The 25,083-nt window shown below is 61.8% G+C and carries 30 protein-coding genes and 1 pseudogene; 18 read left to right on the top strand and 13 right to left on the bottom strand.

Translation table 11 applies throughout. The features are described from left to right. The 3 genes and pseudogenes from AB7783_RS29735 to uvrB all read left to right on the top strand — a co-directional run. Positions 1-333, top strand: a pseudogene (locus tag AB7783_RS29735) (hypothetical protein); the annotation flags it as partial. 110 nt (positions 334-443) lie between these two features. Beyond that, positions 444-833, top strand: coding sequence for an EF-hand domain-containing protein (locus tag AB7783_RS29730; protein WP_441279616.1), 390 nt, complete (start codon positions 444-446; stop codon positions 831-833). Positions 834-873: 40 nt separating this feature from the next. After that, positions 874-3,891 (top strand): excinuclease ABC subunit UvrB, encoded by a 3,018-nt coding sequence (gene uvrB, locus AB7783_RS29725; RefSeq protein WP_441279615.1) that lies wholly within the window; start codon positions 874-876, stop codon positions 3,889-3,891. Between the two features lie 81 nt (positions 3,892-3,972). Here the strand turns inward: uvrB and AB7783_RS29720 are convergent, their stop codons facing one another. Both AB7783_RS29720 and AB7783_RS29715 read right to left on the bottom strand, forming a co-directional pair. After that, entirely contained in the window at positions 3,973-4,983 is a 1,011-nt protein-coding gene (locus tag AB7783_RS29720) for a PEP-utilizing enzyme (RefSeq protein WP_441279614.1), read from the bottom strand. Positions 4,984-5,705: 722 nt separating this feature from the next. Continuing rightward, positions 5,706-6,485 (bottom strand): transporter substrate-binding domain-containing protein, encoded by a 780-nt coding sequence (locus tag AB7783_RS29715; RefSeq protein ID WP_441279613.1) that lies wholly within the window; start codon positions 6,483-6,485, stop codon positions 5,706-5,708. A gap of 243 nt (positions 6,486-6,728) precedes the next feature. Here AB7783_RS29715 and AB7783_RS29710 point away from each other — a divergent pair, with 243 nt between their 5' ends. After that, complete coding sequence (locus AB7783_RS29710) at positions 6,729-7,433, top strand: GrlR family regulatory protein (RefSeq protein WP_441279612.1); 705 nt, start codon at positions 6,729-6,731, stop codon at positions 7,431-7,433. A gap of 3 nt (positions 7,434-7,436) precedes the next feature. On the opposite strand, the gene AB7783_RS29705 is transcribed toward AB7783_RS29710, so the two are convergent. Continuing rightward, positions 7,437-8,459 carry a S1C family serine protease gene (locus AB7783_RS29705; RefSeq protein ID WP_439057362.1) on the bottom strand — a complete coding sequence of 341 codons (1,023 nt, stop codon included), beginning with the start codon at positions 8,457-8,459 and terminating at the stop codon, positions 7,437-7,439. Between the two features lie 197 nt (positions 8,460-8,656). Here AB7783_RS29705 and AB7783_RS29700 point away from each other — a divergent pair, with 197 nt between their 5' ends. Continuing rightward, complete coding sequence (locus tag AB7783_RS29700) at positions 8,657-9,976, top strand: dicarboxylate/amino acid:cation symporter (protein WP_441279611.1); 1,320 nt, start codon at positions 8,657-8,659, stop codon at positions 9,974-9,976. Between the two features lie 9 nt (positions 9,977-9,985). On the opposite strand, the gene AB7783_RS29695 is transcribed toward AB7783_RS29700, so the two are convergent. Together AB7783_RS29695 and AB7783_RS29690 are read right to left on the bottom strand one after the other, a co-directional pair. Beyond that, the gene (locus tag AB7783_RS29695; protein ID WP_441279610.1) at positions 9,986-10,300 is read right to left on the bottom strand and encodes a (2Fe-2S) ferredoxin domain-containing protein; all 315 of its coding nucleotides are present in this window, start codon (positions 10,298-10,300) and stop codon (positions 9,986-9,988) included. A 34-nt stretch (positions 10,301-10,334) separates the two neighbouring features. Further along, positions 10,335-10,514, bottom strand: a complete 180-nt coding sequence (locus AB7783_RS29690; protein ID WP_089261775.1) for a hypothetical protein — start codon at positions 10,512-10,514, stop codon at positions 10,335-10,337. Between the two features lie 144 nt (positions 10,515-10,658). Here AB7783_RS29690 and AB7783_RS29685 point away from each other — a divergent pair, with 144 nt between their 5' ends. From AB7783_RS29685 to AB7783_RS29665, 5 genes are all read left to right on the top strand, one after another. Next, positions 10,659-10,934, top strand: a complete 276-nt coding sequence (locus tag AB7783_RS29685; RefSeq protein WP_441279609.1) for a hypothetical protein — start codon at positions 10,659-10,661, stop codon at positions 10,932-10,934. A gap of 193 nt (positions 10,935-11,127) precedes the next feature. Beyond that, on the top strand, positions 11,128-11,559 hold the full coding sequence (locus tag AB7783_RS29680; RefSeq protein ID WP_068731173.1) for a nuclear transport factor 2 family protein: 432 nt from the start codon (positions 11,128-11,130) through the stop codon (positions 11,557-11,559). A gap of 121 nt (positions 11,560-11,680) precedes the next feature. Next, complete coding sequence (locus AB7783_RS29675; RefSeq protein ID WP_441228761.1) at positions 11,681-12,577, top strand: hypothetical protein; 897 nt, start codon at positions 11,681-11,683, stop codon at positions 12,575-12,577. Between the two features lie 171 nt (positions 12,578-12,748). Continuing rightward, positions 12,749-13,189 carry a hypothetical protein gene (locus tag AB7783_RS29670; protein WP_089261783.1) on the top strand — a complete coding sequence of 147 codons (441 nt, stop codon included), beginning with the start codon at positions 12,749-12,751 and terminating at the stop codon, positions 13,187-13,189. 143 nt (positions 13,190-13,332) lie between these two features. Further along, on the top strand, positions 13,333-13,470 hold the full coding sequence (locus AB7783_RS29665; RefSeq protein ID WP_441279608.1) for a hypothetical protein: 138 nt from the start codon (positions 13,333-13,335) through the stop codon (positions 13,468-13,470). Between the two features lie 73 nt (positions 13,471-13,543). Here the strand turns inward: AB7783_RS29665 and AB7783_RS29660 are convergent, their stop codons facing one another. From AB7783_RS29660 to AB7783_RS29650, 3 genes are all read right to left on the bottom strand, one after another. After that, positions 13,544-13,687 carry a hypothetical protein gene (locus AB7783_RS29660; protein WP_170849743.1) on the bottom strand — a complete coding sequence of 48 codons (144 nt, stop codon included), beginning with the start codon at positions 13,685-13,687 and terminating at the stop codon, positions 13,544-13,546. Positions 13,688-13,812: 125 nt separating this feature from the next. Next, positions 13,813-14,295, bottom strand: a complete 483-nt coding sequence (locus AB7783_RS29655) for a MaoC family dehydratase (RefSeq protein ID WP_089261785.1) — start codon at positions 14,293-14,295, stop codon at positions 13,813-13,815. A gap of 9 nt (positions 14,296-14,304) precedes the next feature. Further along, a complete protein-coding gene (locus AB7783_RS29650; RefSeq protein ID WP_441279607.1) occupies positions 14,305-14,763 on the bottom strand; it encodes a MaoC family dehydratase in 459 nt (152 codons plus the stop codon). Positions 14,764-14,941: 178 nt separating this feature from the next. Here AB7783_RS29650 and AB7783_RS29645 point away from each other — a divergent pair, with 178 nt between their 5' ends. Further along, positions 14,942-15,265: a DUF4282 domain-containing protein gene (locus AB7783_RS29645; protein ID WP_068731168.1), complete on the top strand. Its 324-nt coding sequence runs from the start codon at positions 14,942-14,944 to the stop codon at positions 15,263-15,265. A 72-nt stretch (positions 15,266-15,337) separates the two neighbouring features. Here the strand turns inward: AB7783_RS29645 and ychF are convergent, their stop codons facing one another. The 4 genes from ychF to AB7783_RS29625 all read right to left on the bottom strand — a co-directional run bounded on the left by ychF (position 15,338) and on the right by AB7783_RS29625 (position 18,294). Next, positions 15,338-16,435, bottom strand: a complete 1,098-nt coding sequence (gene ychF / locus AB7783_RS29640) for a redox-regulated ATPase YchF (protein ID WP_175367602.1) — start codon at positions 16,433-16,435, stop codon at positions 15,338-15,340. Positions 16,436-16,444: 9 nt separating this feature from the next. Next, positions 16,445-17,068, bottom strand: coding sequence for an aminoacyl-tRNA hydrolase (pth, locus tag AB7783_RS29635; RefSeq protein ID WP_441279606.1), 624 nt, complete (start codon positions 17,066-17,068; stop codon positions 16,445-16,447). 21 nt (positions 17,069-17,089) lie between these two features. Then, a complete protein-coding gene (locus AB7783_RS29630; protein WP_068731165.1) occupies positions 17,090-17,800 on the bottom strand; it encodes a 50S ribosomal protein L25/general stress protein Ctc in 711 nt (236 codons plus the stop codon). Positions 17,801-18,042: 242 nt separating this feature from the next. Beyond that, positions 18,043-18,294: an accessory factor UbiK family protein gene (locus AB7783_RS29625; RefSeq protein WP_184513811.1), complete on the bottom strand. Its 252-nt coding sequence runs from the start codon at positions 18,292-18,294 to the stop codon at positions 18,043-18,045. 176 nt (positions 18,295-18,470) lie between these two features. Between AB7783_RS29625 and lgt the strand changes: the two genes are divergently transcribed. From lgt to AB7783_RS29600, 5 genes are all read left to right on the top strand, one after another. After that, entirely contained in the window at positions 18,471-19,322 is an 852-nt protein-coding gene (lgt, locus tag AB7783_RS29620) for a prolipoprotein diacylglyceryl transferase (protein WP_441252336.1), read from the top strand. A 1-nt stretch (position 19,323) separates the two neighbouring features. Continuing rightward, entirely contained in the window at positions 19,324-20,448 is a 1,125-nt protein-coding gene (locus AB7783_RS29615) for a class I SAM-dependent methyltransferase (protein WP_439057356.1), read from the top strand. Continuing rightward, on the top strand, positions 20,445-21,212 hold the full coding sequence (pgeF, locus tag AB7783_RS29610) for a peptidoglycan editing factor PgeF (RefSeq protein ID WP_441279605.1): 768 nt from the start codon (positions 20,445-20,447) through the stop codon (positions 21,210-21,212). The genes AB7783_RS29615 and pgeF overlap by 4 nt, the downstream gene beginning before the upstream one ends. 198 nt (positions 21,213-21,410) lie before the next feature. Further along, entirely contained in the window at positions 21,411-22,019 is a 609-nt protein-coding gene (locus AB7783_RS29605) for a hypothetical protein (RefSeq protein WP_441279604.1), read from the top strand. A 166-nt stretch (positions 22,020-22,185) separates the two neighbouring features. Continuing rightward, positions 22,186-23,139 (top strand): ribose-phosphate pyrophosphokinase, encoded by a 954-nt coding sequence (locus AB7783_RS29600; protein WP_089263589.1) that lies wholly within the window; start codon positions 22,186-22,188, stop codon positions 23,137-23,139. An 11-nt stretch (positions 23,140-23,150) separates the two neighbouring features. Here the strand turns inward: AB7783_RS29600 and AB7783_RS29595 are convergent, their stop codons facing one another. Beyond that, positions 23,151-23,663 carry a 6,7-dimethyl-8-ribityllumazine synthase gene (locus tag AB7783_RS29595; RefSeq protein WP_439062934.1) on the bottom strand — a complete coding sequence of 171 codons (513 nt, stop codon included), beginning with the start codon at positions 23,661-23,663 and terminating at the stop codon, positions 23,151-23,153. 422 nt (positions 23,664-24,085) lie between these two features. On the opposite strand from AB7783_RS29595, the gene AB7783_RS29590 reads away from it, so the two are divergent. Together AB7783_RS29590 and AB7783_RS29585 are read left to right on the top strand one after the other, a co-directional pair. After that, the gene (locus AB7783_RS29590) at positions 24,086-24,586 is read left to right on the top strand and encodes a YbjN domain-containing protein (protein ID WP_089261805.1); all 501 of its coding nucleotides are present in this window, start codon (positions 24,086-24,088) and stop codon (positions 24,584-24,586) included. Further along, positions 24,583-25,014, top strand: coding sequence for a GNAT family N-acetyltransferase (locus AB7783_RS29585; protein ID WP_441279603.1), 432 nt, complete (start codon positions 24,583-24,585; stop codon positions 25,012-25,014). Before AB7783_RS29590 ends, AB7783_RS29585 begins: the two co-directional genes overlap by 4 nt. Positions 25,015-25,083: the final 69 nt, after the last annotated feature.

Genomic DNA, 25,083 nt, shown 5'->3' with positions numbered 1-25,083 from the left:
GGCATCACCGCCACATCGAACGGCACCAATCTCGACAAGGCGCTATACTGCCTGCTGAATGTCGGCTTCCTGCTGATCTCGGTCGCGCTGTCACGACGGGTGTTCGCGGTGTTCGGCACCATCGGCATTGCGATCTATCTCGGCGACCTCGCCGAGAAGATTTTTAAGGATTCGATGCTGTTCCCGTTCGCGCTGTCGCTGATCGGCATCGGCATCATTGCGCTGGGGCTGTATGTCCATCGCCACCAGCGCGACATCGGCGCCTGGGTCGATGCGCGCCTGCCCGAATCGCTCAAGCGCCTGCGGGCGGAACCGATCGCCGAACAGGCGTGATGAAGCCGGCCCCCTGCAGGCGGGAAGCAAGACAGCAACTCTCGTCCCTTGAATCGACTATCCCCTTCAGGCATCCTTGCAATCAAGGATAGTATTCAAGGGAGGCTGCCATGGCGTTGTCGCGTCGGACCGTTCTGTTGTCGCTCGCCCTGTCGCTCGCCGCTGTGCCAGCGTGGTCGGCCTCTTTCCTGGCGCAGCTCGATCCCGACAAGGATGGCACCGTCGACCTCGCCGAGGCCAAGGCGGCCGCCGGCAAATTGTTCGACAAGCTCGACCGCGACAAGGACGGCACGCTGGACGCCCGGGAGCTGCGTGGACGGCTGAGCAAGGGCGAATTCGCTGCCGCCAATCCGGACAACGACGGCACGCTCGACAAGGCGGAATATCTCGCCGTGGTGGAAACCCGGTTCCGCGCGGCAAACCCTGATAATGACGGTACCATCGACGCCAGAGAATTCGCCACGCCGGCCGGCAAGAAGCTGTTGAAGCTGCTGAAGTAGGGCCCTTTTATCGCCACCGGACTCGCCCCATATTCCGCCCATGGCGAAGAAACCCGACTCTCCGAAAAAGCCCGCAAAATCAATCAAGACCCCCGCCGCCAAGCCTGGCGCCGGCCGTCCCGACGTCAAGCCGATCGGGCCTGCCCTGGCGGAACTGCTGAATCCCGCGATCAATCGCGGCGATGCCGGCATGGGCTCGGGCACCGGCCTGCAGCCGCCGCCGAGTAATTCCTTCGAGCGTCGTTCCGGCGGCGAGGCGGCGGTGCATCGCGCGCGCAAATCGACGCCGAAGAAGTTCGAGGGCGACGAGGGAATGCGCCCGACGCCATTGCAGCCGTTTCCCCAGCCGGTGGTCGCGCCCTATGCGCCGCGGCTGAGCGAGCAGAAGGGCCTCGAGGAAGCGCCGCAGGCGAATTACAACACCTCGGCCTCGATCCCGACGCTGGATCCGGAACTCGCCAAGCAGCTCGGCTTCACCACCGAGGAAGAAGACGCCGAGGCGCTGACGGCGCGCCCGCCGCGCAACAAGATGGAAGCACTCGGCGTGCAGGCCACCGCCGATGCGCTGGAAGCGCTGGTGCGCGACGGCCGTCCGGAGTTCAAGGACCAGAAAGTGTGGACGCCGCACCGTCCGCCGCGCCCAGAGAAATCCGAAGGCGGCGTACGCTTCGAGCTGAAGTCGGAATATGAGCCGAAGGGCGACCAGCCCACCGCGATCAAGGAACTGGTGGAAGGCATCGACCGCAATGACCGGACTCAGGTGCTGCTCGGCGTCACCGGTTCGGGCAAGACCTATACCATGGCCAAGGTGATCGAGGCCACTCAAAGGCCGGCGATCATCCTCGCGCCGAACAAGACGCTGGCCGCGCAGCTCTATGGCGAGTTCAAGAACTTCTTCCCCGACAACGCCGTCGAATATTTCGTCAGCTATTACGACTACTACCAGCCGGAAGCCTACGTCCCGCGCACCGACACCTATATCGAGAAAGACTCGTCCATCAACGAGCAGATCGACCGCATGCGCCACTCGGCGACGCGTGCGCTCTTAGAACGCGACGACGTCATCATCGTGGCCTCGGTATCGTGCATCTACGGTATCGGCTCGGTGGAAACCTATACCGCGATGACCTTCGCGTTGAAGAAGGACGAGCGCATCGACCAGCGCCAGCTGATCGCCGATCTCGTGGCGCTGCAATACAAGCGCACCCAGCACGATTTCACGCGCGGCACATTCCGCGTGCGCGGCGACGTCATCGACATCTTCCCGGCCCACTATGAAGACCGCGCCTGGCGCGTGAACCTGTTCGGCGACACCGTGGAGAGCATCGAGGAGTTCGATCCGCTCACCGGCCACAAGCAGGACGAGCTCGAATTCATCAAGATCTACGCCAATTCGCATTACGTGACGCCGCGGCCGACGCTGATCCAGGCTATGAAGTCGATCAAGGAAGAGCTGAAGTGGCGGCTCGACCAGTTGCACAATCAGGGCCGCCTGCTCGAAGCCCAGCGGCTGGAGCAGCGCACCACCTTCGATCTGGAAATGATGGAAGCCACCGGCTCCTGCGCCGGCATCGAGAACTATTCGCGCTATCTTACTGGCCGCCGGCCGGGCGAGCCGCCGCCGACCCTGTTCGAATATGTGCCGGACAATGCGCTGGTCTTCGCCGACGAAAGCCACGTGTCGGTGCCGCAGATCGGCGCCATGTTCAAGGGCGACTTTCGCCGCAAGGCGACGCTGGCGGAATACGGTTTCCGCCTGCCCTCCTGCATGGACAACCGCCCGCTGCGCTTCGAGGAATGGGACATGATGCGCCCTCAATCGATCGCGGTATCAGCGACGCCGTCCGGCTGGGAGCTGCAGGAATCCGGCGGCGTGTTCGTCGAGCAGGTCATTCGCCCCACCGGCCTGATCGATCCGCCGATCAACATTCGCCCGGCCCGCACCCAGGTCGACGATCTCTTGGGCGAGGTCCGCGCCACCGCAGCCCAGGGCTATCGTTCGCTGATCACCGTGCTGACCAAGCGCATGGCGGAAGACCTGACAGAGTTCCTGCATGAGCAGGGCATTCGCGTGCGCTACATGCACTCGGACATCGACACTATCGAGCGCATCGAGATCATCCGCGACCTGCGCCTCGGCGCCTTCGATGCGCTGGTCGGCATCAATCTCCTCCGCGAAGGTCTCGACATTCCCGAATGCGCGCTGGTCGCCGTGCTCGACGCCGACAAGGAAGGCTTCTTGCGCTCGGAGACCTCGCTGATCCAGACCATCGGCCGCGCCGCGCGCAATGTCGATGGCCGGGTCATTCTCTATGCCGACCAGATGACCGGCTCGATGACGCGCGCCATCGCCGAGACCGATCGCCGCCGCGAGAAGCAGGTCGAATACAACACGCTGCACGGCATCACGCCGGAGAGCGTGAAGAAGTCGATCGGCGACATCATGAACTCGGTCTATGAAGGCGACCGCGTGCTGGTGGATATCGGCGGCGGCATGGCCGAGGATGCCATCACCATCGGGCACAATTTTGAAGCCGTGCTGGCCGATCTCGAAGTGCGGATGCGCGAGGCGGCGGCCGACCTGAACTTCGAGGAAGCCGCGCGCCTGCGCGACGAGGTCAAGCGCCTGCGCGCCACCGAACTCGCCGTTGTCGACGACCCCACCGTCAAGCAGCGCGGCGTTGCCGCACGCGGCGGCGGTTACAAAGGCGAGAAGAAATACGGCGACGCTGCCAACCTCCCCGCGCGTCTCGACAAGGCCGCGCAAGGCAAGGCGCGCGGCAAATACGGCAAGAGTTCATCAGCGGGCGGCGCATCGTCGAAAGTGCACAAGCCCGGGCTCGACGAGATGGGCATCGCGAACTGGCATGAAGTGAAGCCCGCCCGCGGCAAAGAGGTGGAACGCCCGCGCAAGCCGACACTGGACGAGATGGGACCGGGCACCGAGAGCAAGATCTTCCAGCCGAAGAACAGCCGCGAGTCCGGACCGGAGTTCGGGCCGGCGCCAAGGTCAACCGGCGGCGCGCCGGGGCATCGGGGCGGGTGGAAGAAGAGGTAGCACAAGCTCCTCTTAACCACACTCGGCGGCCATTGCGTCCCTCTCCGTAGCGCTTGGTGGGGTCTTACTGAATGCGCGCCATTAGTAAGGGGCCAGCAGGTTTTTGGGTCGGCGATGAAAACTTCTGACCAAGCCAGCTGTACCATCCACGATAAGAAATTTTCGCCGCAGCAGCATCTTCGCCTCTTCCTCACTTACGATGATGGCGGGGCGCCCGACGCCGCGACATGCGATCGGAATGTGCGAAGTCATACTGCTATTCCAAGTTACGACAGCGGCAGCCTCCTCAACCAAAACTAATAGAGAACTTTTGATCCTCAGCCCGCTTTCAACAATGAATAGAACATGAGGCGTCCGTTCCGCGGAGACGCGAATCTCATCCCATCTAGCCGGCGGGCCGCACCCAACTCCTGGGGCAGCGCCAATCCCCTCCGTTAACACCCCGTTCGCCGGCGTATCGACGAAGACCCGCTGCTTCTTCAATTCCTCTGAAATCACGCCCCGAATGGCAGGCGCCAAATTCTTCATTAAAATTTCCACAGCGCTGCCGGCTTCAACGCTATCGAATTCTATCTTCCGACCATTCAGAACGCCTTGAACAACGTTACGGATTTCCTCATGACGAGCACTATCCTGTTTCGCACGAAAAATGGCTATAAATGTTCGAACGTGCAGCAAAAGTGTATTGATTTGCTCGACGAAGCCGACGGCACTCCCAAGATCGCCTCCTCGAATACTTAGCAATTTCGAGATGTCATATCCCGCATTCGCGAACTCCTTCAGGGTATCGTAGACCATCGAAGAGGCCAGATTTATCAGAAAGGATGACAGCAGGGACTCAATGCGGGGACTAAGCGGCTCTCGTCGCGAAATCCAATAAGCTAGCGCGGGCTCTTCGATCGACCGCGATTGGACGTGAATCCTTCGAAGCATACCAATCACGCCCACGTCAGTCATCCAATCGTCGCGAAGACGATCAACTACAACTGAGCGCTCGGGCTCCGATAAACTAATTTTCAAAGCTGAGAATGCGAGGTCATCAACAGCGGTTAATGCTCGATACGAATCTACATCTCCCTGATCGACCTTCAAATCTCCCCCCCAACTGTAAATTCCACACCGTAGTCTCTTGCACAAAACGCTTACGATTGGACGTATCCTGCGTTTTCGAGTTTTCGCAACAGAATGAAATAACGACAAGGCTGTCGAGACATTTATAAATCGTTTGTTTCGCGTGCGATCCGATAATTTGGATTGTCCCCGATACAAGGAATCTGCAGTCCGCGAAACCTGGACAGCAAACAATGCACCAGATTGACATAATTCCTATAAGACTATATACTCCCTTCCGTCCTGTTCATGAGGGGCGCTTCTCGAGGGCGCTTTCGGAGTGGAGCAGGATACGGCGCCTGCGGACGTGCCTCGCAAGCACGGACTCGGGAGGTCCGGGGTCACCGTCCTGGCCCACTACGGGGCTGCGCCGGAAACGGCTGGACGGGTGCGGGTGAAGGCAAGCGAAAGCCTGTCCGGCACGGAGGGCTTTCATTAGCCCTGCCCAGTACCCGGAAGCACGGTCCCTGGAACAGAAATCGCCGTGATGGAGCGCCGCAAGGCGTTGCGCTGTGGACGGAACGGTGTCGCAACCGGACTGGACGCAGCGACTGATTATCAAGGTGCGCCTTGCGGCGCTCCATTCCCCTCAGTTTCGAGGGGAGAACGACAGCTCACCTCGGGGCTTTCGCCCGCGAGAACAATGTCACGTGGCTGTTTGACATGTACATCCGAGCGAACGACGGCGGGCTTCTCCCGCGTCGTTACTTCCCCGCCGCCGGCGCGACGTCGGCGACCTGGCCGCTGCGCTTCAACGCGTCGGCGACGAAGCCCGACGCCTTCATCTCCTCGACGAAAGTCTTGAGGTAAGCGACGCCGGCCGTGCGCGGCTGGCCGTCGATACCCGGCATGGCCATCGCCTGCTGGATCTCCTGGAAATGGCCGGACATCACGCGCATCTCCGGATGGTCCTTGGCATAGGCATCGAGCTGCTGGCGCACGCCGGCGGCGGCATCGAGCTTCTCGTCGAGAAACTTGCGGATCATCGCGCTGCCGCCGCCGGCATCGGCGCGCAGCACGGTGGCGTGCTTGATGGTGCGGGTGAGATAGAGGTCATAGGCCGAACCGAGGCCGACCGACATTCTGACGCCGTCCTTGTCGACGTCGTCGACAGTCTTCAGCGGCGAATGCGCGGGGACCATGTAGGTGCCCTCGATGATCACATAGGGCGCGGTGAAGATGATCTCCTGCGCGCGCACCGGCTCGATGGCGATGAAGCCGACATCCCAGGCGCCGGCCCTAGCGCCCTCGAACACCTTGCCTGCCGCCTCATAGGGCACATAGTCCACGGCCACGCCGAGGCGCTTGGCGAGTTCGGCGGCGAGATCCGCCGAAACGCCGCGCGGCGCGCCGTCCGGGCCCTTCTGGGCCAGGACACTATTGCCGTAATTGATCGCGGCGCGAAGTTTTCCGGTGGGGACGAGATCGCGCAGCACCTCGGACGACGGCGCGGGCTGGGCGAAAGCCGGGACTGCAGCAGTCATGAACAGCACCATCCATCGTAAAACACGCATCATAGGCCTCCCCGATTTCGGCGCGACCATGCCCGCAAACCCACCGCGCGACAATCGGCGACCAGGGGCTTCGACGAGAGCGTGATCAGCCCGGCGCGACCACCCTCCGTTCGTCACGCGGACGGGATGGCTGATATGCCCGGCCGGGAATGCCTGTTATCGCACTGCGCGAACGTCTACACTGGTGCCCGTTGGCGCAGTGGGTGGCTTTAGGTGTTCGACGGTTTCTACAAATGCGACTACCGGGCGGGCGACGTGGTCGGCCGCAGCGTCATGTATTGCAAGGACGGCCGCATGCTGGGCGGCAACACCGCCTTCGCCCATATCGGCACCTATGAGGAAGCCGACGACGGCATCCATGCGGTGATCCACGGCCAGCGCCATCATGTGGGCTCGCAATTTCGCACGCTCTATGGCGACGACGACGGCTCGATCCGCGTGCGTGGCATCCACGACGGCAAGAACTACAGGTTTACGGGCGGCGACGCGCAGGGCAAGGGGCCGGCCTTCGAGTCGGTGATGACACGGCTCGACGAAGAGGACTTCCCGGACACCGGCACGGTGGGCGATAGCGGCATCGCCAACGGGCTGTATTCGCTGCACATGAAAACCCTCGACGGCGTCGAGGACGGGCTGACCGGCGTGATGCTGTTGTTCGACGGCCGCATCCTCGGCGGCGACGCGCGCTTCTATTATCTCGGCGCCTATGGTTCATCCGGCGGCCGCTGGAAGGGCGAGATCGTCAATCAGGAGCACACGCCCGCAGCCGGCGGAAGTTCGCTGTTCGCCGGCTATGAAGTGGGCATCGGCTTTTCCGGCAGCTGCGGCGACGGCTGCGCGGCATTCGAAGCCACCGCCCTCGCCGGCAAGCGCAGCCTGCGCCTGAAGGCCGAGCTGTCGCTGCTGCACAAGGCCTGATGGTTACGCGCGCGCCAGCACCTTGCGCTCGACTGGATGAATGTCGATGGCGCGCAAGCGGCCCATCCGCAGCACGTCGATCTCGATCGTCCGATCGATCCGGTCGCGATCAAGAATGCGGATCAGATCATCGACGCCATTCACCGGCACGTGATCGAGACTGACGACGACATCGCCAGGCAACAGACCAGCCTTGAACGCCGGACCGTCGGGATCGATCTGGTCGAGCAGCGCGCCCATGGTGTTCTCGATGCCGGCGAGCACCGCATGGCGGCGCGGGATCGGCGCGGTCTGGCCGGACACGCCGATGAAGGCGCGGCGGACATAGCCGTGACGGATGATCTCCGACAGCACGAATTGCGCGGTGTTGCTGGCCACCGCAAAGCAGATGCCCTGCGCACCCTGGATGATCGCGGTGTTGATGCCGATCACCTCGCCGCGCGACGACACCAGCGCGCCGCCGGAATTGCCGGGATTGAGCGCGGCATCGGTCTGGATCACGTCCTCGATGTTGCGCCCGCTCACCGAGCGGATAGAGCGACCGAGTGCCGAGACGACACCGGCAGTGACCGTGGATTCGAAGCCGAGCGGATTGCCGATAGCGACCACGAGCTGGCCGCGCTTCAGGTTCTTGGAATTGCCGAGACCCGCATAACGCAATTCACGCGCGCCATCGGCCCGCAGCAAAGCGAGATCGGTATCGGGGTCGGCGCCCAGCACGCGGGCATCGGTGACGACGCCTTCGGTGTCACGCAGGCGAATATGCTTCGAATTTCCGACGACATGGCTGTTGGTCAGGACAAGGCCATCGGGTGAGATGACGATGCCGGAGCCCAGCCCGCCGCGTTCGCGGGCATTCGGCGTCCTCGCGCCGGTCTCGACGCGCACGACCGCGGGACCGACGCGTTCGGTGACATCGATGACAGCGTTCGAATAGGCATCGAGCAGCGCAGCATCGTTCGGCACTGCGGCAACGGCGGGTGTCGCGGAATCGTCATTTAAGGGATGTGCGGTGATATCAAGCATGGCGATGCTTCCTTTGAGATTTAAATGGCCCCGGCGCGCACCACTGCAAGTGCAGCATGCGCGGGAGACATGGCCGGGCTGCGCCGCGCTTTAACCTCAGGTCTGTTCAAAGCGTGACTTTACGCCGCAGCTCAGCGCACCTATGTTTTGCGCGCGGCTGTCGATGGTGATGAGCGCTTTCAAGGGACGAAACCACGATGGCCAAGCAACCCTGGTATCGTATTCTCTATATCCAGGTGCTGATCGCGATCGCGATCGGCGTCACCGTCGGCTACTTCTATCCGGATGCCGGCAAGGCGCTGAAGCCGCTCGGCGACGGCTTCATTGCCCTGATCAAGATGATGATCGCACCGGCGATCTTCTGCACCGTGGTGCACGGCATCGCCTCGATCGGCGACATGAGCAAGGTCGGCCGCATCGGCGGCAAGACGCTGCTGTATTTCGAGACGGTCTCGACCCTGGCGCTGCTGATTGGCCTGCTGGTCGGCCACTTCCTGCAGCCCGGCGCCGGCTTCAATATCGATCCCTCCACATTGGACGCGAAATCCGTCGCCAGCTATGTCAGCCGCGCCAAGGAGGAAAGCTTCGTCACCCATCTGATGGGAATCATTCCGACGTCCTATTTCGACTCGCTGGCCAAAGGCGATCTGCTGCAGGTGCTGCTGGTGGCGATCCTGTCCGGCTTCGCGATCTCGCATATGGGCAAGCCCGGCGAAAAGATTGCCGAAGGCGTTGATCTCGCCGGCAAGATGTTCTTCCGCATCATCGGCATGATCGTGCAGCTCGCGCCCATCGGCGCCTTTGGCGCGATGGCTTTCACCATCGGCTCGTTCGGCCTCGGCGCCCTCGTCAATCTCGGCTATCTGATCTTCACCTTCTATCTGGCGTCGCTGCTGTTCGTGCTGCTGGTGCTCGGCGGCATCGCGCGCGCCTTCGGCTTCTCGATCCTGCGCTTCATCGGCTATATCAAGGACGAGCTGCTGATCGTGCTTGGCACCTCGTCGTCCGAGACCGTGCTGCCGCGCATGATCACCAAGATGGAAGCCCTGGGCGCATCGAAGCCGGTGGTCGGCCTCGTGATCCCGACCGGCTACAGCTTCAATCTCGACGGCACCAATATCTACATGACACTCGCCACGCTGTTTCTGGCGCAGGCCACCAACACGCATCTCACCTTCGGCCAGATGGCCGCGGTGCTGGGTGTGGCGATGCTGACATCGAAGGGCGCATCGGGTGTCACCGGTGCGGGCTTCGTGACGCTGGCCGCGACGCTGTCGATCATCCCCGATATTCCGATCACCGCACTTGCCATTATCGTCGGCATCGACAAGTTCATGAGCGAATGCCGCGCGCTCACCAATCTGATCGGCAACGGCGTCGCCACCATCGTCATCAGCCGCTGGGAAGGCGAACTCGATCGCCATCAGCTCCACGAGGCGCTGCTGCATCCGATCGATTTCGGCGAAGAGATGGAGCGCCGGCCGCTGGGAGAACTGCCGGAGAGATCGGCCGCCTGATCGCTCTATTTAGGGCGCCAGATCCGGCATCAGCGTCGCCACTGCCTCTGCGCTGGCGTCCGCACCTGACAACAACAGATACTGCCCATTCTGTAACGTCGCGGCGCTGGCCACGACGACGGCGCGCTTCGGGCAGATGCCAAGGCAACCCGTCAGCACCACGCGTGGACTTTTCACGTCCTGCTTCGCGCCGCGGCGTTTCAAGTCCGACTTGAGCGATTTGCGCAGCGCCTTGCCGTCATCAATGCGGCCAAGGCATTTCTTGCAGACAAGAACGGGTGACGCGCGGCGCAAGCGCGCGGTGACGACGGGTTTACTAGCCATTCCTGTTATATAGAAACCGCCCGCTGCATTGCGATCACCCCGACCGGCGGTTGCTGGTGTTCTGCGTGAGATTGCCGTGCGCCGCCTGTTCGCGAATATTGTGCTTCTCGTCGTCGCGATGACCCTTGGTGTTATCGAGCGTCACCTTCGGCGCGCTGCCAGGTCCCTTGTCGCTGCAGTTATCCTCGGGAACGGGCTGGATGTGCTTGGTCATCGGGAATCTCCCTTGCAGATCGGGAGAAAACGCAGCCGCCCAAGCAGCGTTCCTTTCCCGGGCTCCGGCACACGAAATCGCTGCCCGCCGTTGAACCTTCTGGCGCCATTGTTTGACGCATAAAACATTGAGTGGGGGCGCTGCATGAAAATCGCGTTGCTGATCTTGCTGGGTCTGGTTCTGGGGTTGCTCGGTGGAGCGGCCGTGGGGATCGGCGCCGGCGTTGCCTGGGTCGAATTGTTCAAGACCAGCAATTTCGAGGGCTATAGCGCCATGCTGGTGTTTTTCACCTTCATGCCCATGGGCGCACTCCTCGGCGCCGTCGGCGGGGCCCTCCTGTTCGGCGTCATGGCTGCCCGCAATGGCGATGTCGCCATGGAACCGCTCCCCGTGCAGGACCACGAGCAGACATACCGGTAAGGTTATGCCGACGCCACAATGCAGCTTAACGTTTTGGTGAGCAGCTCCTCACCACGAACATTTGTGCATTGCAAAATAAACCGTTGAATTTTAGCGAAATTATATTACTTCAGCTATCAAGCAATTTGTGCAGACCGCCCGGGCAACGTTGCCCCGGCGCGCAAGTGTTTCAACCATTTTCAGGACTATCCCAATGACAGAGCACAGCCTCTGGCGTTTCTCGCGCGCGTTGCATCGCGCCATCAACGAACGCCAGCTCGACCACCTCACTGACATCATCGACGACAATATCGAATGGGCGGTCTACGGCCCGATCGACATGTTTCCGTTTCTCGGTGCGCGTCACGGCAAGGCTGCCGTGCTCGATGTCTGCAAGCAGATCGCCGACAATGTGCGGGTGCATCGCTTCGAGCGTGAGTCGATGATCCTTGGTGATGAATCTGGCTCTGCAATGATGCGCTTCTCGCTGACCGCGCTGGATTCGAACCGTCCCATCAGCCTGCGGCTGGCGCAATTCGCGCAGTTCAAGGCCGGGCGTCTGACCAGCATGCGCGTGGTCGTGGATACGTTCGACCTGGTCGAACAGGCATTGGGCCGGCCTATCCATCTGCCGAAGATCGCCTGAGCAGCACGGCGATTGCCAATCGCCACGTCCATCCCCAGCGAAATGTTGCGACGCCACAATTCCGCCGGGCCTGATGGTATTATGTGCCAATCGATCCGCGATCTTGCTGGGCAGTGGCACGATGGCTTCAATCAAACCGACATATTGGGCGCTCATCGCAGCACTCGGCGGAACCGCGTTTGCCTTTCCGGTTCACGCGCAGAATCCGTGGCGCGGTCTCGTCGATGTTGCGCCGCCTCCCGGTGAAATAGAGCAGGTCGACACGGCAGCGACTCCTCCTGCCGACGCCCCGGAACCCGACTGGAGCCTCTTGAATACCGACGATTCGCCGACGGCGAAGGCATCGCTCCGCGAGAAGCGCTCGTCGCTGATCGTCGGCAGCCCGTCGTCCAGCTGGACTTCCAACGACAGCAACGGCACCTCCGCGCTCTCGGTCAAGCAGTCGGTTACGCCGTTCTGGGATACCCGCGTCGGCGCCGACATCAATGTCGCGCGGCAGAACGCGCCGCGCAGCGCAGCCGATGCCTACCGCAACCAATTCGGAGACGGCACGGCGCAGGCCCAATCGGGCGGCGCCGCCTGGGCGGCAGCAACTGCTCCCGGCGTGGGCTCCATCTGGGACAAGACGGCGATCGAAGCCCGTGTCGATCCGGGTGCGGATCAAACCAAACTCGGCACTTCGCTCAGCAAGTCGGTACCCATTGCCGGCGATCAGTATTCGCTGACGCTGCAGAGCGGCTACAACGTGATCCAGCAAGGCAGCATTCCAGCCATTGGTTACAACGGTCGCCCCACGCGAAGCTACGAGACCGATCAGCTCGCGCGCTTCAACATCACCGATACCGGCACCAGCTTCATCGCAGGGCAATCGCTCGCCACCACCGACGACAAATGGCTGCGCAAATTCGGCGCGGAGCAGAAGCTGTTTGGCGGCGTCAACGTCTCCGGATCGATCAGTGAGACCGTCCAGGGCGTGACCAACAAGACGTTCTCGGCCGGCTTCAAGCATAGTTGGTGAATTAAGTTTTAATATACTTTGCCAGAGGATTGCCGGCAAAGATCGGCGCCCTGCCGCATATTCGCCGCTATCTCGTCAAAATCCACTGCGCAGATGTACACGTAAATTTGTCATGCGGGGGACCGCGCTCGCTCATTGTGAAGTTCACTTCACACAAACAAGGAAGAGCTGATGAGTGCCATTCGTTCAGAACAGACAGAAGCCAAAGATGACGACAGCAACCTCGCCGCTGTGTCTGAAGTCGAAGCGGGTATCCGCGACTTCGTGCGCAACGATATCGCTTACCTCCGTCGTCCGGTGCCTGGCATGGTGAACAACAGCAGTGAAACCACCACCGGCACCGAAGCGCCGCTGGAAGCGACGACCGAAGCGACTGTGAACAGCGTCAATTCGCTGATCCAGCGCGTCGCCGGCACCTCGCTCGGCGAGATCGAGAAGCTGGTTTCCGAACTCGAGAGCCTCCGCGACCTGCTCCACGCCGAAGGCCAGCGCGTTCAGCGCGAGATCTCGGGCTACGCCCAGCTCAGCCAGGCCGCGATGAAGTCGACCCGCCTGATCGCCGACAACGTCGCACAGTGGAAGCGCACCGCTGACGGCCTGCGTCACGACTGATCGGCACTAGACCGCCCGAATCAAAGGCCGCCGCCCGAAAGGGCGGCGGCTTTTTCATGAGCCCGTTCAATTGAACTTTATTCGTTTTGTTCCCGACCAACGGTTACGCAGCACCTGCGAACTGCTTTTGGGGGAATCGATCCGTGGAGACCATTCGGCCGAACAACACCGATCCCATTCCGGCGCGCAGCAATGCGCCCAGGATGGGGACCATTATCTTGCGTTTTGTCGGATTGCTGTTGGTGGCCGTGGCATTGCTCGCCTGGGCCTGGAGTCGCTGAGGTCGCCATCATCGACCCCACTCACGAAAAAACCCGCGCAGTTCGGCGCGGGTCTGGTTAGCAACTCGTAAAATTACTCGCTGACGACCGCGCTGCTCTCAAGCGTATAGGCGCCATCGGCGTAACCCTTGACCACCATGCAAGTGGCCAGCATCACCGCAAGCGTCACGCTCGCGAAGATGAAGCCCACAAATTTCAATCCGGTGCGGTCAGCCATTGTCGTCCCCAAAATCGTCCTACGAAGTGTCGTCTCGGTCGTCATACCCGTGAGTCGCAGATCACGCTCACAAGGTTCAGAACCCCTTAACAGAGCTAGGGTTCCATCGATAAAGTTTGAAATGGTTAAGCCGCGTCGCCCCGTTGCGGCAGGAAGACCGAACCAAGGAAGCTGTAGACCTCCTCGCCGCGCTGATTAACGGCAACGTTCCTCGACTGCAAGATCCCCCAACCCGGACGCGTCGCGGTCGCGCGCACGGACACGACCTCGCTGCTATAGGTCAGGGTATCGCCGGCGAGAACAGGCCGGGTCCAGCGCAAATCACGAAAACCGGGAGATGGGCCGCCGACTGGAGGCTCTTCGCCACGCGACTCTGCTTCCGCCTTTGCGCGCTGGCCGTCGGCCACCAGCAACTTCATGCACACCGACGCCACGTGCCAGCCCGACGCAGCGAGACCACCGAATAGCGATTTGCGGCCGGCCTCTTCATCGAGATGGAACGGTTGCGGATCGAATTGCCTGGCAAACGCCTTGATCGACTCCGCCGTGAACGTGAACGAGCCGAGTTCACGGCGCATACCGATTTGGATGTCTTCCAGATAGCGCATGCTGCGACCCTAGTTCCCGGAGGCGGGTTCACGCACCCCGATCATGATCGGGGTAATCATCTCGGAAATCGTCTGCCCCTTGGCATTGCGTGTGCTGAACTTGAATTTGACGATGCCCAAGGTCGGCCGGCTTTGCGATACGCGCGCCTCGACCACTTCGACATCCAGCGTCAGATCGTCGCCCGGGCGAAACGGCGCGAGCCATCGCATCTGATCCACGCCCGGCGAGCCCATCGATGCGGTCCTGTGCAGAAATCCGTCATAGATCATCCGCATCATCAGCGAGCACATGTGCCAGCCGGAGCCGGAAAGTCCTTTGAGCATCGATGCGCTTGCGGCAACTTCATCGAGATGCATCGGCTGCGGATCGTATTCTTTCGCATAAGCGATAATCTCGTCGCGCGTAATATGGCGCGGCCCGAAGGTCCCGAAGTGGCCGGGCTTAAAATCTTCAAATGTCAGGGTCATAATGGGGAATGCCGTCGAGGAAGCCTGATTGTGGCCGTTATTTGCAGCAATCTCAACCCGGTCGCTTGCATGGCTTTCCCGCGATCCTGCCCGTCAATGTGGTCGGGCCGGGATATTTGAAGCCGTTTCTCAATGCAATTGAATTTGTCACTCATCTACACGGCGGGGGATTTCACCGATGTTCGAATTTCGCGATCTGTTTCAGTGGGACCGTTTCATTACGCCCACCATCATCAAGACGTTCTACTGGCTGGTGATCGCACTGATCATTCTGTTCGGCATTTCCGGGATCTTTTCCGGTCTCGCCGCAATGGCCATCAGCCCGTTCGGCGGTTTCGTCCTCGTGATGTCGAGCCTCGCCAGCGTGATCGTCGGCATCATCTTCGCACGTATTGCGGCTGAGTTCGTTCTGATCGTGTTCCGCATCAACGAACATCTCGGCGCGCTACGGGATCAGGGGCAAAACCTCGGGCAGGATCACGGCCACGGCCAGCAGTACTGAGTGCCGAAAAATACGCCGTCATCCTGAGGTGCGAGCCTCGAAGGATGACGGCGTGGATTTCGAGCGCCTTACTTACGTGTTGAACCGGAAATGCAGCACGTCGCCGTCAGCGACGACATATTCCTTGCCTTCCAGCCGCAGCTTGCCGCCATCGCGCGCGCCGGCTTCGCCGCCGAGCCTGACATAGTCTTCATAGCCGATCGTTTCCGCGCGAATGAAGCCCTTCTCGAAATCCGTGTGAATCACGGCCGCGGCCTGCGGCGCCTTGGTGCCCTGCGTAATGGTCCAGGCACGGGCTTCCTTGGGGCCGACGGTGAAGTAGGTGATCAGGTGCAGCAGCGAATAGCCTGCACGGATCAGGCGATCGAGGCCCGCTTCTTCAAGCCCGAGCGTATCAAGGAATTCCACGCGTTCGGCACGTGACAGCGTCGCGATCTCGGATTCGATCTTGGCGGAGATGGCGACCGCAACAGCGCCCTCCTTCGCAGCATGTTCAGCAACCCGCTTCGAGTATTCGTTGCCTTCGCCCGCCGCGCCTTCCTCGACATTGCAGACATAGAGAACAGGCTTGGAGGTCAGCAGGCCGAGCATGCCAAACGCGCGCTCTTCCTCAGGCTTGCGTTCGAGAAAACGCGTCGGCTTGCCGTCGCGCAGCAGCACCAAAGCGCGCTGGACCAGATCGAGCTGTTCCTTGGCGTCCTTGTCGTTGCCCTTGGCCTTCTTGGTCAGGTTGTCGATGCGCTTCTCACAGGAATCCAGATCCGCGAGCATCAGTTCGGTCTCGATGATCTCGATGTCGGCGAGCGGATCGATCTTGCCTTCGACATGGGTAATGTCGTCATCGATGAAGCAACGCACCACATGGGCGACGGCATCGACTTCGCGGATCGTGGCGAGGAACTGGTTGCCAAGGCCTTCGCCCTTCGACGCGCCTTTCACCAGACCCGCAATGTCCACGAAGGTCAGGCGCGTCGGAATGATCTGCTGCGACTTGCCGATCTCGGACAATTTGTCGAGGCGCTTGTCCGGCACCGCAACTTCACCGACATTCGGCTCGATGGTGCAGAACGGATAGTTCGCAGCCTGCGCAGCCGCGGTTTCCGTCAGCGCATTGAACAGCGTCGATTTGCCGACATTCGGCAGTCCGACGATCCCGCATTTGAATCCCATGACCCTGTCCTAATTCTTCGACGGCTTCTCAGCGGAGCCGTTGTCGTCCTTCGACGTGAAACCCTTGGCCTGCATCGTCAGATGCACCTTGTTCTGAAACGACGAGTCCTGACCACCGACCAGCAGGCCGACATGGTCCGACACCGCATCGTTGAACGCTTCGAGCTGAGGTCGTTCGGCCTTGGCGAAATCGCTCAGCACGTGATTATGTACCAGCTCCTTGGCACCGGGATGTCCGATGCCGAGGCGAACGCGCCGATAGTCGTTGCCGACATGCGCGGAAATCGAGCGCAAACCGTTATGTCCGGCAATGCCGCCGCCGATCTTCACGCGCACTTTCGCGAATGGCAGTTCGAGCTCGTCGTGAAACGCGGCGATATCGCCGAGTGAAATCTTCAAATAGGCGGACGCTTCCTGCACCGAGCGGCCGGACTCGTTCATGAAGGTCATGGGCTTCAGCAGGATGACGCGCTCACCAGACAGCGTGCCTTCCGAGGTCTCGCCCTGAAAGCGACGGCGCCACGGTCCAAAATCGTGACGCCGCGCGATATCATCGAGAACCATGAACCCGATATTGTGCCGGTTGCCCTGGTATTTGGCACCAGGGTTTCCGAGTCCAACAAAGAGAAGCATGACGCGGAGCTCCGCGCCGGATTACTTCTTCTTCGCCGGAGCGGCGGCAGCAGCCGGAGCCTTCGCGCCAGCGGCGGGGGCCTTGGCGCCGGCAGCCGGAGCCTTGGCACCAGCAGCGGCGGGAGCCGCAGCAGCGGCCGCAGGGGTCGCAGCTTCTTCACCGTAGCCCGACGGCGGCACGATGGTGACCAGCGTCAGGTCGGCATCGCGCGCCAGCGTCTTCACGCCCTTCGGCAGAACAACGTCGGTGATGTGCAGCGACGTGCCGATATCGAGCTGGCCGACATCAACTTCGAGGAACTGCGGAATGCTCTCGGCTTCGGCTTCCAGTTCGATCGTGTGGGTCACGATGTTGATGGTGCCGCCACGCTTCACGCCCGGAGCGCCTTCAGCGCCCTTGATGTGCAGCGGAACGCTGACGCGGATGGTCGCGCCTTCGCCGAGGCGGAGGAAGTCGACGTGGAGCGGGAAGTCCTTGACCGGGTCGAGGTGGAAGTCGCGCGGAATCACGCGGTGCTTCTTGCCCTCGAGCTCGATGTCGTAAATCGTGGTGAGGAACCGGCCTGCCAGAATGCGCTGACGCAGTTCGGCATCATTCACCGAAATCGCCACCGGGGGCTTGTTGTCACCATAGATCACTCCGGGCACTCGGCCGGCGCGACGCTCTGCCCGTGCGGCCCCCTTGCCGCCGACCGGACGTGAGGTCGCCTTCAATTCCTTGACGGTCGCCATCGTTTAAGTCCTTGTTTTCTAAAAGTTAAAGGCCGCAATGCGGCCCGTTTTCACGCTGCAGCAAGCCTCCAGGGGTGCGGGGGCTGCGGACGTGGGCGGCTTCTACCGCCGAAACGCCAAAAAGACAAGGAAATGACAGGCTTTTTTCTTCGTCGGCGGGCCCCTTCCAGGGGCTTATTTTGGCCGTCTATGCACGGGCAGCCGATGTCCGGCGCGCCGTGCAGGCCACCGCAGGCTTCCACTCAGCCGCCGAGCTTGGCTTCCAGCGCTGCGATCCGGGCCTTCAGCGCCTCGTTCTCCTCGCGGGCGATCCGGGCCATGTCCTTGACCGCCTCGAACTCCTCACGCTTCACGATATCGAGGTCGCGCAGGATCTTCTCAGCCTGATTACGCACAACCGTATCGACCTCGCGCTTGACGCCCTGAGCCGCGCCGGCGGCATCGTTCATCAGGCGGCCGATCTCGTCGAAGAACCGATTGTTGGTCTGGGTCATGGCAAGAACTCCGGTCGGATGAACAAACACGCGGGATTAAGTTGTAGATCGACAATGGCGATCCCGGCCGCGCAGTTCAAGTATCGCCTGCTTTTGGCGTTCACAACTGCAGAAGTCCCTTAATTCGTCACATGCCAATGCTTTACTGGCGGCATCGGGAGCCGTAAGCCCACCACATGCCATTCCTGACCATCGCCTTCCCCGTTTTCGATCCGGTCGCCATTGCGCTCGGCCCCATCGTCATTCGCTGGTACGCGCTGGCCTATATCGGCGGCATCGTGCTCGGCTGGATCTATGCCCGCGCACTGATCAAGAGCACGAAACTGTGGGGCGGGCCCTCACCGATCTCCCTGCTGGATTTCGACGACTTCATCCTCTGGGTGACGATCGGCATCATTGTCGGTGGCCGCACGGGCTATGTGCTGTTCTACAATCTCGATTTCTTCATCGCCCACCCCGCCGAGATCTTCGAGCTCTGGAAGGGCGGCATGTCGTTCCATGGCGGCTTCATGGGCTGCGTCTTTGCCGTGTTTCTGTTCTGCTGGAAGCGTGGCCTGTCGATCCTGTCGCTCGGCGACATCACCTGCGCGGTCGGCCCGATCGGACTCTTGCTCGGGCGCCTCGCCAATTTCATCAACAGCGAATTGTGGGGCCGCCACGCCGATGCGAGCGTGCCTTGGGCGATGGTGTTCCCCAATGGCGGGCCGCTGCCGCGCCATCCCAGCCAGCTCTATGAAGCCGGCCTCGAAGGCATCGTACTGTTTCTGATTCTGGCCCTGATGATCCGGGCCGGTGCGCTGAAGCGGCCTGGCCTGATCCTCGGCGCCTTCATCTTTTTTTATGCGCTGGCGCGTATTACGGGAGAATTCTTCCGCGAGCCGGACCCGCAACTCGGATTTCTGTGGGGTGGGCTCACCATGGGCATGCTGCTCTCCGTGCCGATGATATTTGTGGGACTCGTTTTGATGGTGCGCGCCTGGCGAAAGCCGCAGGCATCGCTCGAATTGAGCCCAGGCAAGAAGGCCTGATGTGACCGACCAATCGCCGCTGCAGGATGAAATCAAGCGCCTGATCAAGTCCACCGGACCCATGCCGGTGTGGCGCTACATGCAGCTGTGCCTGACCCATCCGCAACACGGCTACTACATTTCCCGCGATCCGCTCGGTCGCGAGGGTGACTTCACCACGTCGCCCGAAGTCAGCCAGATGTTCGGCGAGCTGCTCGGCCTGTGGTCGGCTTCGGTCTGGCGCGCGATCGGCGCGCCGCCCTTCGTGCACCTGATCGAACTGGGCCCCGGTCGCGGCACCATGATGGCCGACGCGCTCCGCGCCCTACGCGTGCTGCCGCCGCTGTATCAGGCGCTCAACGTGCATCTCGTCGAAATCAATCCGGTGCTGCGCGAGAAGCAGAAGGCAACGCTGTCCGGCACCCGCAACATCACCTGGCACGACAGTATCGAAACCGTGCCCGCGGGCCCATCGATCATCCTCGCCAATGAATATTTCGACGTGTTGCCTATCCATCAGGCTGTGAAGCGCGAAGGCGGCTGGCACGAGCGCATGGTGGATATCGACAGCAACGGCCAGCTGATGTTCAGCGCGTCAACTGATCCGCTGCCGCGTTTCGACGTGCTACTGCCGCCGCTGGTGCGCGCAGCCCCTGTCGGCGCGGTGTTCGAATGGCGCCCCGATACCGAAATGATGAAGATTGCCAGCCGTGTGCGCGACGAAGGCGGCGCGGCTCTGATCATCGATTACGGCCATGTCCGCAGCGATGCCGGCGACACCCTGCAGGCCATCGCACAGCATAGCTATGCCGATCCGCTGAAGAATCCCGGCATGGCCGATATCACCGCGCATGTGGATTTCCAGGCGCTCGGCCGCGCGGCGGAGGATGTCGGCGCACGCGTGCACGGGCCGGTGACGCAGGGCGAATTCCTCAAGCGCCTCGGCATCGAGACGCGCGCGCTGACCTTGATGGCCAAGGCCACGCCGGAAGTTTCCGAAACCGTCTCGGGCGCACTGAAACGCTTGATCGACAGCGGCCGCGGCGGCATGGGCTCGATGTTCAAGGTGGTCGGCATCTCCGATCCCAATATCGACACGCTGGTGGCGCTGAGCGACGACACCGGCATAGAGACCCCGACATCATGACTTTCATATCACCTTTGCTGTCAGCCATTCCCGGCCTGCGCCACGCGTTCTTCACGCGCGACGGCGGCGTCTCCGAGGGCATCTATGCCGGCCTCAATGGCGGGCTCGGATCGAACGACGATCCCGCGCACGTGGCGGAGAATCGCCGGCGCATGGCAGCGGAGATGGGCGTCGCCCCCCTGCACTTCCTCACCGCCTATCAGGTCCATTCGCCCGATGTCGCCGTCGCCACGGCACCGTGGAATGGCGATTCACGGCCGCGCGTCGATGCGATGGTGACGAAGGTCGAGGGCCTGGCGCTCGGCGTTACGACGGCCGATTGCGGACCGGTGCTGTTTGCCGATCCCAAGGCCCGCGTCATCGGTGCCGCCCATGCCGGCTGGAAGGGCGCCTTCACCGGCGTGCTTGAGGCCACCATCGCGGAGATGGAAAAACTCGGCGCGGATCGTTCCGACATTGTGGTCGCGATCGGTCCGCTGATCCGCCAGCCAAGCTATGAGGTCGGGGCCGAATTCGTCGAGCGTTTCACGCAAGCCGATGCCGGTTTTGCGCGGTTCTTCATTCCCTCGACCCGCGCCGGCCATGCCATGTTCGACCTCAGCGGATTCATCCGGATGCGGCTGGAGCGCGCCGGCATTGCCATTATCGATGACACCGGCATCGACACCTATCCCGACAACAACCTGTTCAGCTATCGCCGGTCGGTGCATCGGAAAGAGCCGGATTACGGACGCCAGATCCACGCCATCGTGCTCGAGCGGTAACTCGCGCGTTGACGCGCCGTTATCCTTAACGCGGCCGAACTGCCTCAAACTGAACGCGAATTGTCGGGGCGCGGTGACCGTTTCGGTCACCCTGGAAAGACCTGTGGCCGCGCTGCCCTAGACCTTAACGCATTTTAACGATATCGCTCGACCTGTCCGGCGCCGCTTGCGGCAAACGGACGGAAGTCGGGACGCCCTATGCGATTTTCTGCCCTTACGACCGATCGAGCCAGACCGCGCCTGATCCAGGCCGCGCTGTCCCTGACCGTAGCGTTTGGGCTTGCCGGCTGCGCCAATGTCCCCAATTCGGGCGGCGCCATGAACGCGCAGGCCAGCCTTTCCACCCCGACTGGTGCCACGGTCGCATTCGAGTCCATCGACGGGCCGCCGCCGCAGGTCTTCGATCGCATGGTCAACCTTCTGGATAGTGAAGCGCGCCTGCGCAACCTTGCGGTTGTATCCCGCAAGGACAGCGCCGCTTTCCGGGTCCGCAGTTATCTCGCTGCCCAGGTTCGCGGCGGTCAGACCTCGATCGCCTGGGTCTGGGACGTCTATGACCGCGACCAGAACCGTGCTCTGCGCCTGAGCGGCGAGGAACAGGCCGGCAAAGGCGGCCGCGACGCCTGGGCTACCGCCGACGACCTTGTCTTGCGGCGGATCGCGCAAGCGGGGCTCACCGGCCTCAATGGCATGATCAACGGCACCACGCCCGGCGAGCAGCCGCCTGCGCCAAGTGGCAACGGACCTGCCATCGCCAGTACCGATGAATTGCCCGTGCAGGCCACCGCATTTGCCGAGACGCGCTGACTTCAGTTCACGTTAAGCAGAGGCCCGTTTTTACGCAGGAAAACAGCGGCCCACGGGTTGCCAGCGGACGGCCGTCCTTGATATCACCTCGCTCAGCTAGACGAGTTCTTGTGGGTAATCCGATATGCTGAACGTTGTATCCACCAAGCCGCGGGGAGACGCGTCGATGTCGGCCAAGAACGGTTCGATCAAACTGGTCGCCGGTAATTCCAATCCTGTCCTCGCGCAGGAAATCGCGACCTCGCTGAATATCCCGCTGACCAAGGCCAGCGTCCGGCGCTTCGCCGATATGGAAATCTTCGTCGAGATCCAGGAAAACGTCCGCGGCTCCGACGTCTTCATTCTTCAATCCACGTCGTTCCCGACCAACGACCATCTGATGGAACTGCTGATCATCACCGATGCGCTGCGCCGCGCTTCCGCGCGCCGCATCACCGCGGTGATCCCCTATTTCGGCTACGCTCGCCAGGACCGCAAGGCCGGTGGCCGCACCCCGATCTCGGCCAAGCTGGTCGCCAACATGATCACCCATGCCGGCGCCGACCGCGTCATGACGCTCGACCTGCATGCCGGCCAGATCCAGGGCTTCTTCGATATCCCGACCGACAACCTCTATGCCGCGCCGTTGATGGTGCGCGACATCAAGGAGAAGTTCGATCTCGCCAATGTGATGGTGGTGTCGCCCGACGTCGGCGGCGTCGCCCGTGCCCGCGGCCTTGCCAAACGCATCAACGCGCCGCTCGCCATCGTCGACAAGCGCCGCGAACGCCCCGGTGAATCCGAAGTGATGAACGTGATTGGCGACGTCGCCGGCTACACCTGCATCCTGATCGACGACATCGTCGACTCCGGCGGCACGCTGGTGAACGCCGCCGATGCGCTACTCAAATACGGTGCCAAGGACGTCTCCGCCTACCTCACCCATGGCGTGCTGTCCGGCGGCGCCGCTGCGCGCATCGCCAATTCCAAGCTCAAGGAATTGGTGATCACTGACTCGATCCAGCCCACGGAAGCCGTCAGCAAATCGCCGAACATCCGCGTGCTCTCGGTTGCTTCGCTGATCGCCGAAGCGATCGGCCGCACCGCATCGGAAGAGTCGGTATCGAGCCTGTTCGACTAAGGCTCGCGCCTCTACACGATCCCAGCCGCGACCTGACCGCGCAGACGCTCCAGACTGAGCAGCGTCTCGGCGCAGGCTGCCGCGACCTTGAGGCCGCTCTCCGCAAAGTGCTTGCGGAAGAATGCCGCCCGCTCTTCCGTCTCGTGAAAATCCTCCGGCGCCGTCACGGCCGAGAATACCGGGATCTCGGTGCGTAGCTGCACATCCATGAGCGCACGGATGACGGTGTCAGCCACGAAGCCGCGGGTGCCGCTGTCGATCACGAGGCCGGCCGCGACGATGGCCGTATAACGCCGCGTCTTGGCCAGCACCTGAACATGCAGCGGAATCTCGAACGAGCCGGGCACTTCGAACAGATCGACCTGCGAGGGGCTGATATGGCGCGCCTCGATCTCACTCAGAAACGACTCCCAACAGGGCGCAACAATGTCGCGATGCCAGGATGACTGCACGAAGGCGACGCGTTGCGGCTTGGCAAAGCGCGGATGCTGGACTGCGGATGACTCGGAGGTGGTGTCGTTCATGGCCTGATACTTTCGTTACGGCCAAACTATGCCGAAACCGAACCAGCCCAGCAAGGCCGTCCACAGGCTGTATCGGGCCCTAACAGGACTCCTGCGAGGCCGGGAAAGCTTGCGGGCCCCGCGGCGGAATCAATAGTTACCATCCCAACCGGACTCGCGGCACGCGAGGGCGCACCGCACAGACTCGCAATCCGGGAATCCGATTCCGGTTTGTTCTCATTGCGGCGAGATGACCTGTGGATGAGGGCCGGTTTGTCTGTGGATGGATTCGTGGTGCCGTTGCGCAGATTCAGCAAATCACATCACTTCAAACTCGCAAGGTCTGGACGAATAGAACTTGCAGCCTGCAGCGACGCTCCGACATTTTCGCGTACCGGCCAGCTGTTTGCATCATCACATTTCAAGAGCAAGGTCGCGACGGCATGTCACTTCTCGAAGGTACTATCGATTCACGGCTCAACCCGCTCGCCGTTGTCGAGGATATTGCCGCCGATCATAACTGGGCCTTCGAGCGCTCCGGCGAAGACGAAGTCACAATTGTTTCTAAAGGTGACTGGATCGATTACCAGCTCTCCTTCACCTGGATGAACGAGATCGAGGCCCTGCATCTGGCTTGCGCCTTCGACATGAAGATTCCACCCGCTCGCCGCGCGGAAGTGCAGCGCCTGATCGCCGCGATCAACGAACAGATGTGGGTCGGTCATTTCGATATCTGGACTCACTCAGGCATGGTGATGTACCGGCAGGCCCTGGTGCTGCCCGACGGCCTCACCGCAACGACCGCGCAGTGCGAAGCCATGCTGGTCTCGGCAATTCATTCCTGCGAGCGCTACTATCCGGCGTTGCAGTTCGTGGTGTGGGCCGGCAAGACCGCAGCCGAAGCGATGTCTGCTGCGATGTTCGACACTGCCGGCGAAGCATGACCGACGCGCCGGTCATCACCGTGCCGGATGCGCCCGGCGAGGCCGAACGGCTGGTGGTCGCAAATGCGTTGCTGGCCTACAATACCAAGACCGTCGGCCCCAACAATCACCAGCCGCTCTCGATCTTGATCCACGATCCTGCGACCGGCGAGCCGATCGGCGGCATCTGGGGCAAGACCGCGTTCAACTGGTGTTTCGTCGAACTGTTCGTCGTGCCCGAACAATTTCGCGGCCACGACATCGGCTCGAAAGTTCTCGCCAAGGCCGAAGAGATCGCGCGGGAACGCGGCTGCATCGGTCTGTGGCTCGATACCTACTGGTTTCAGGCCCGCAGCTTCTACGAAAAGCAGGGCTATGAGGTGTTCGGCGAAATCCCGGACTATCCGCGCGGCGGCCCGCGCTACTTCCTGAAAAAGAGCTTCGTCTAGATCGGTTCAGGCTGTGCAGCCCGCCCCGCAATGATATGGTCCCGGCCGTTCTGACAGCCGGGATTTTGC

The organism is Tardiphaga sp. 172_B4_N1_3, from assembly GCF_052076035.1.
In the GTDB taxonomy this organism is placed as follows: Bacteria; Pseudomonadota; Alphaproteobacteria; order Rhizobiales; family Xanthobacteraceae; genus Tardiphaga; species Tardiphaga robiniae.
Note: the sequence above shows the minus strand (reverse complement) of the source record. Positions and strands in the feature narration are given on the sequence as shown.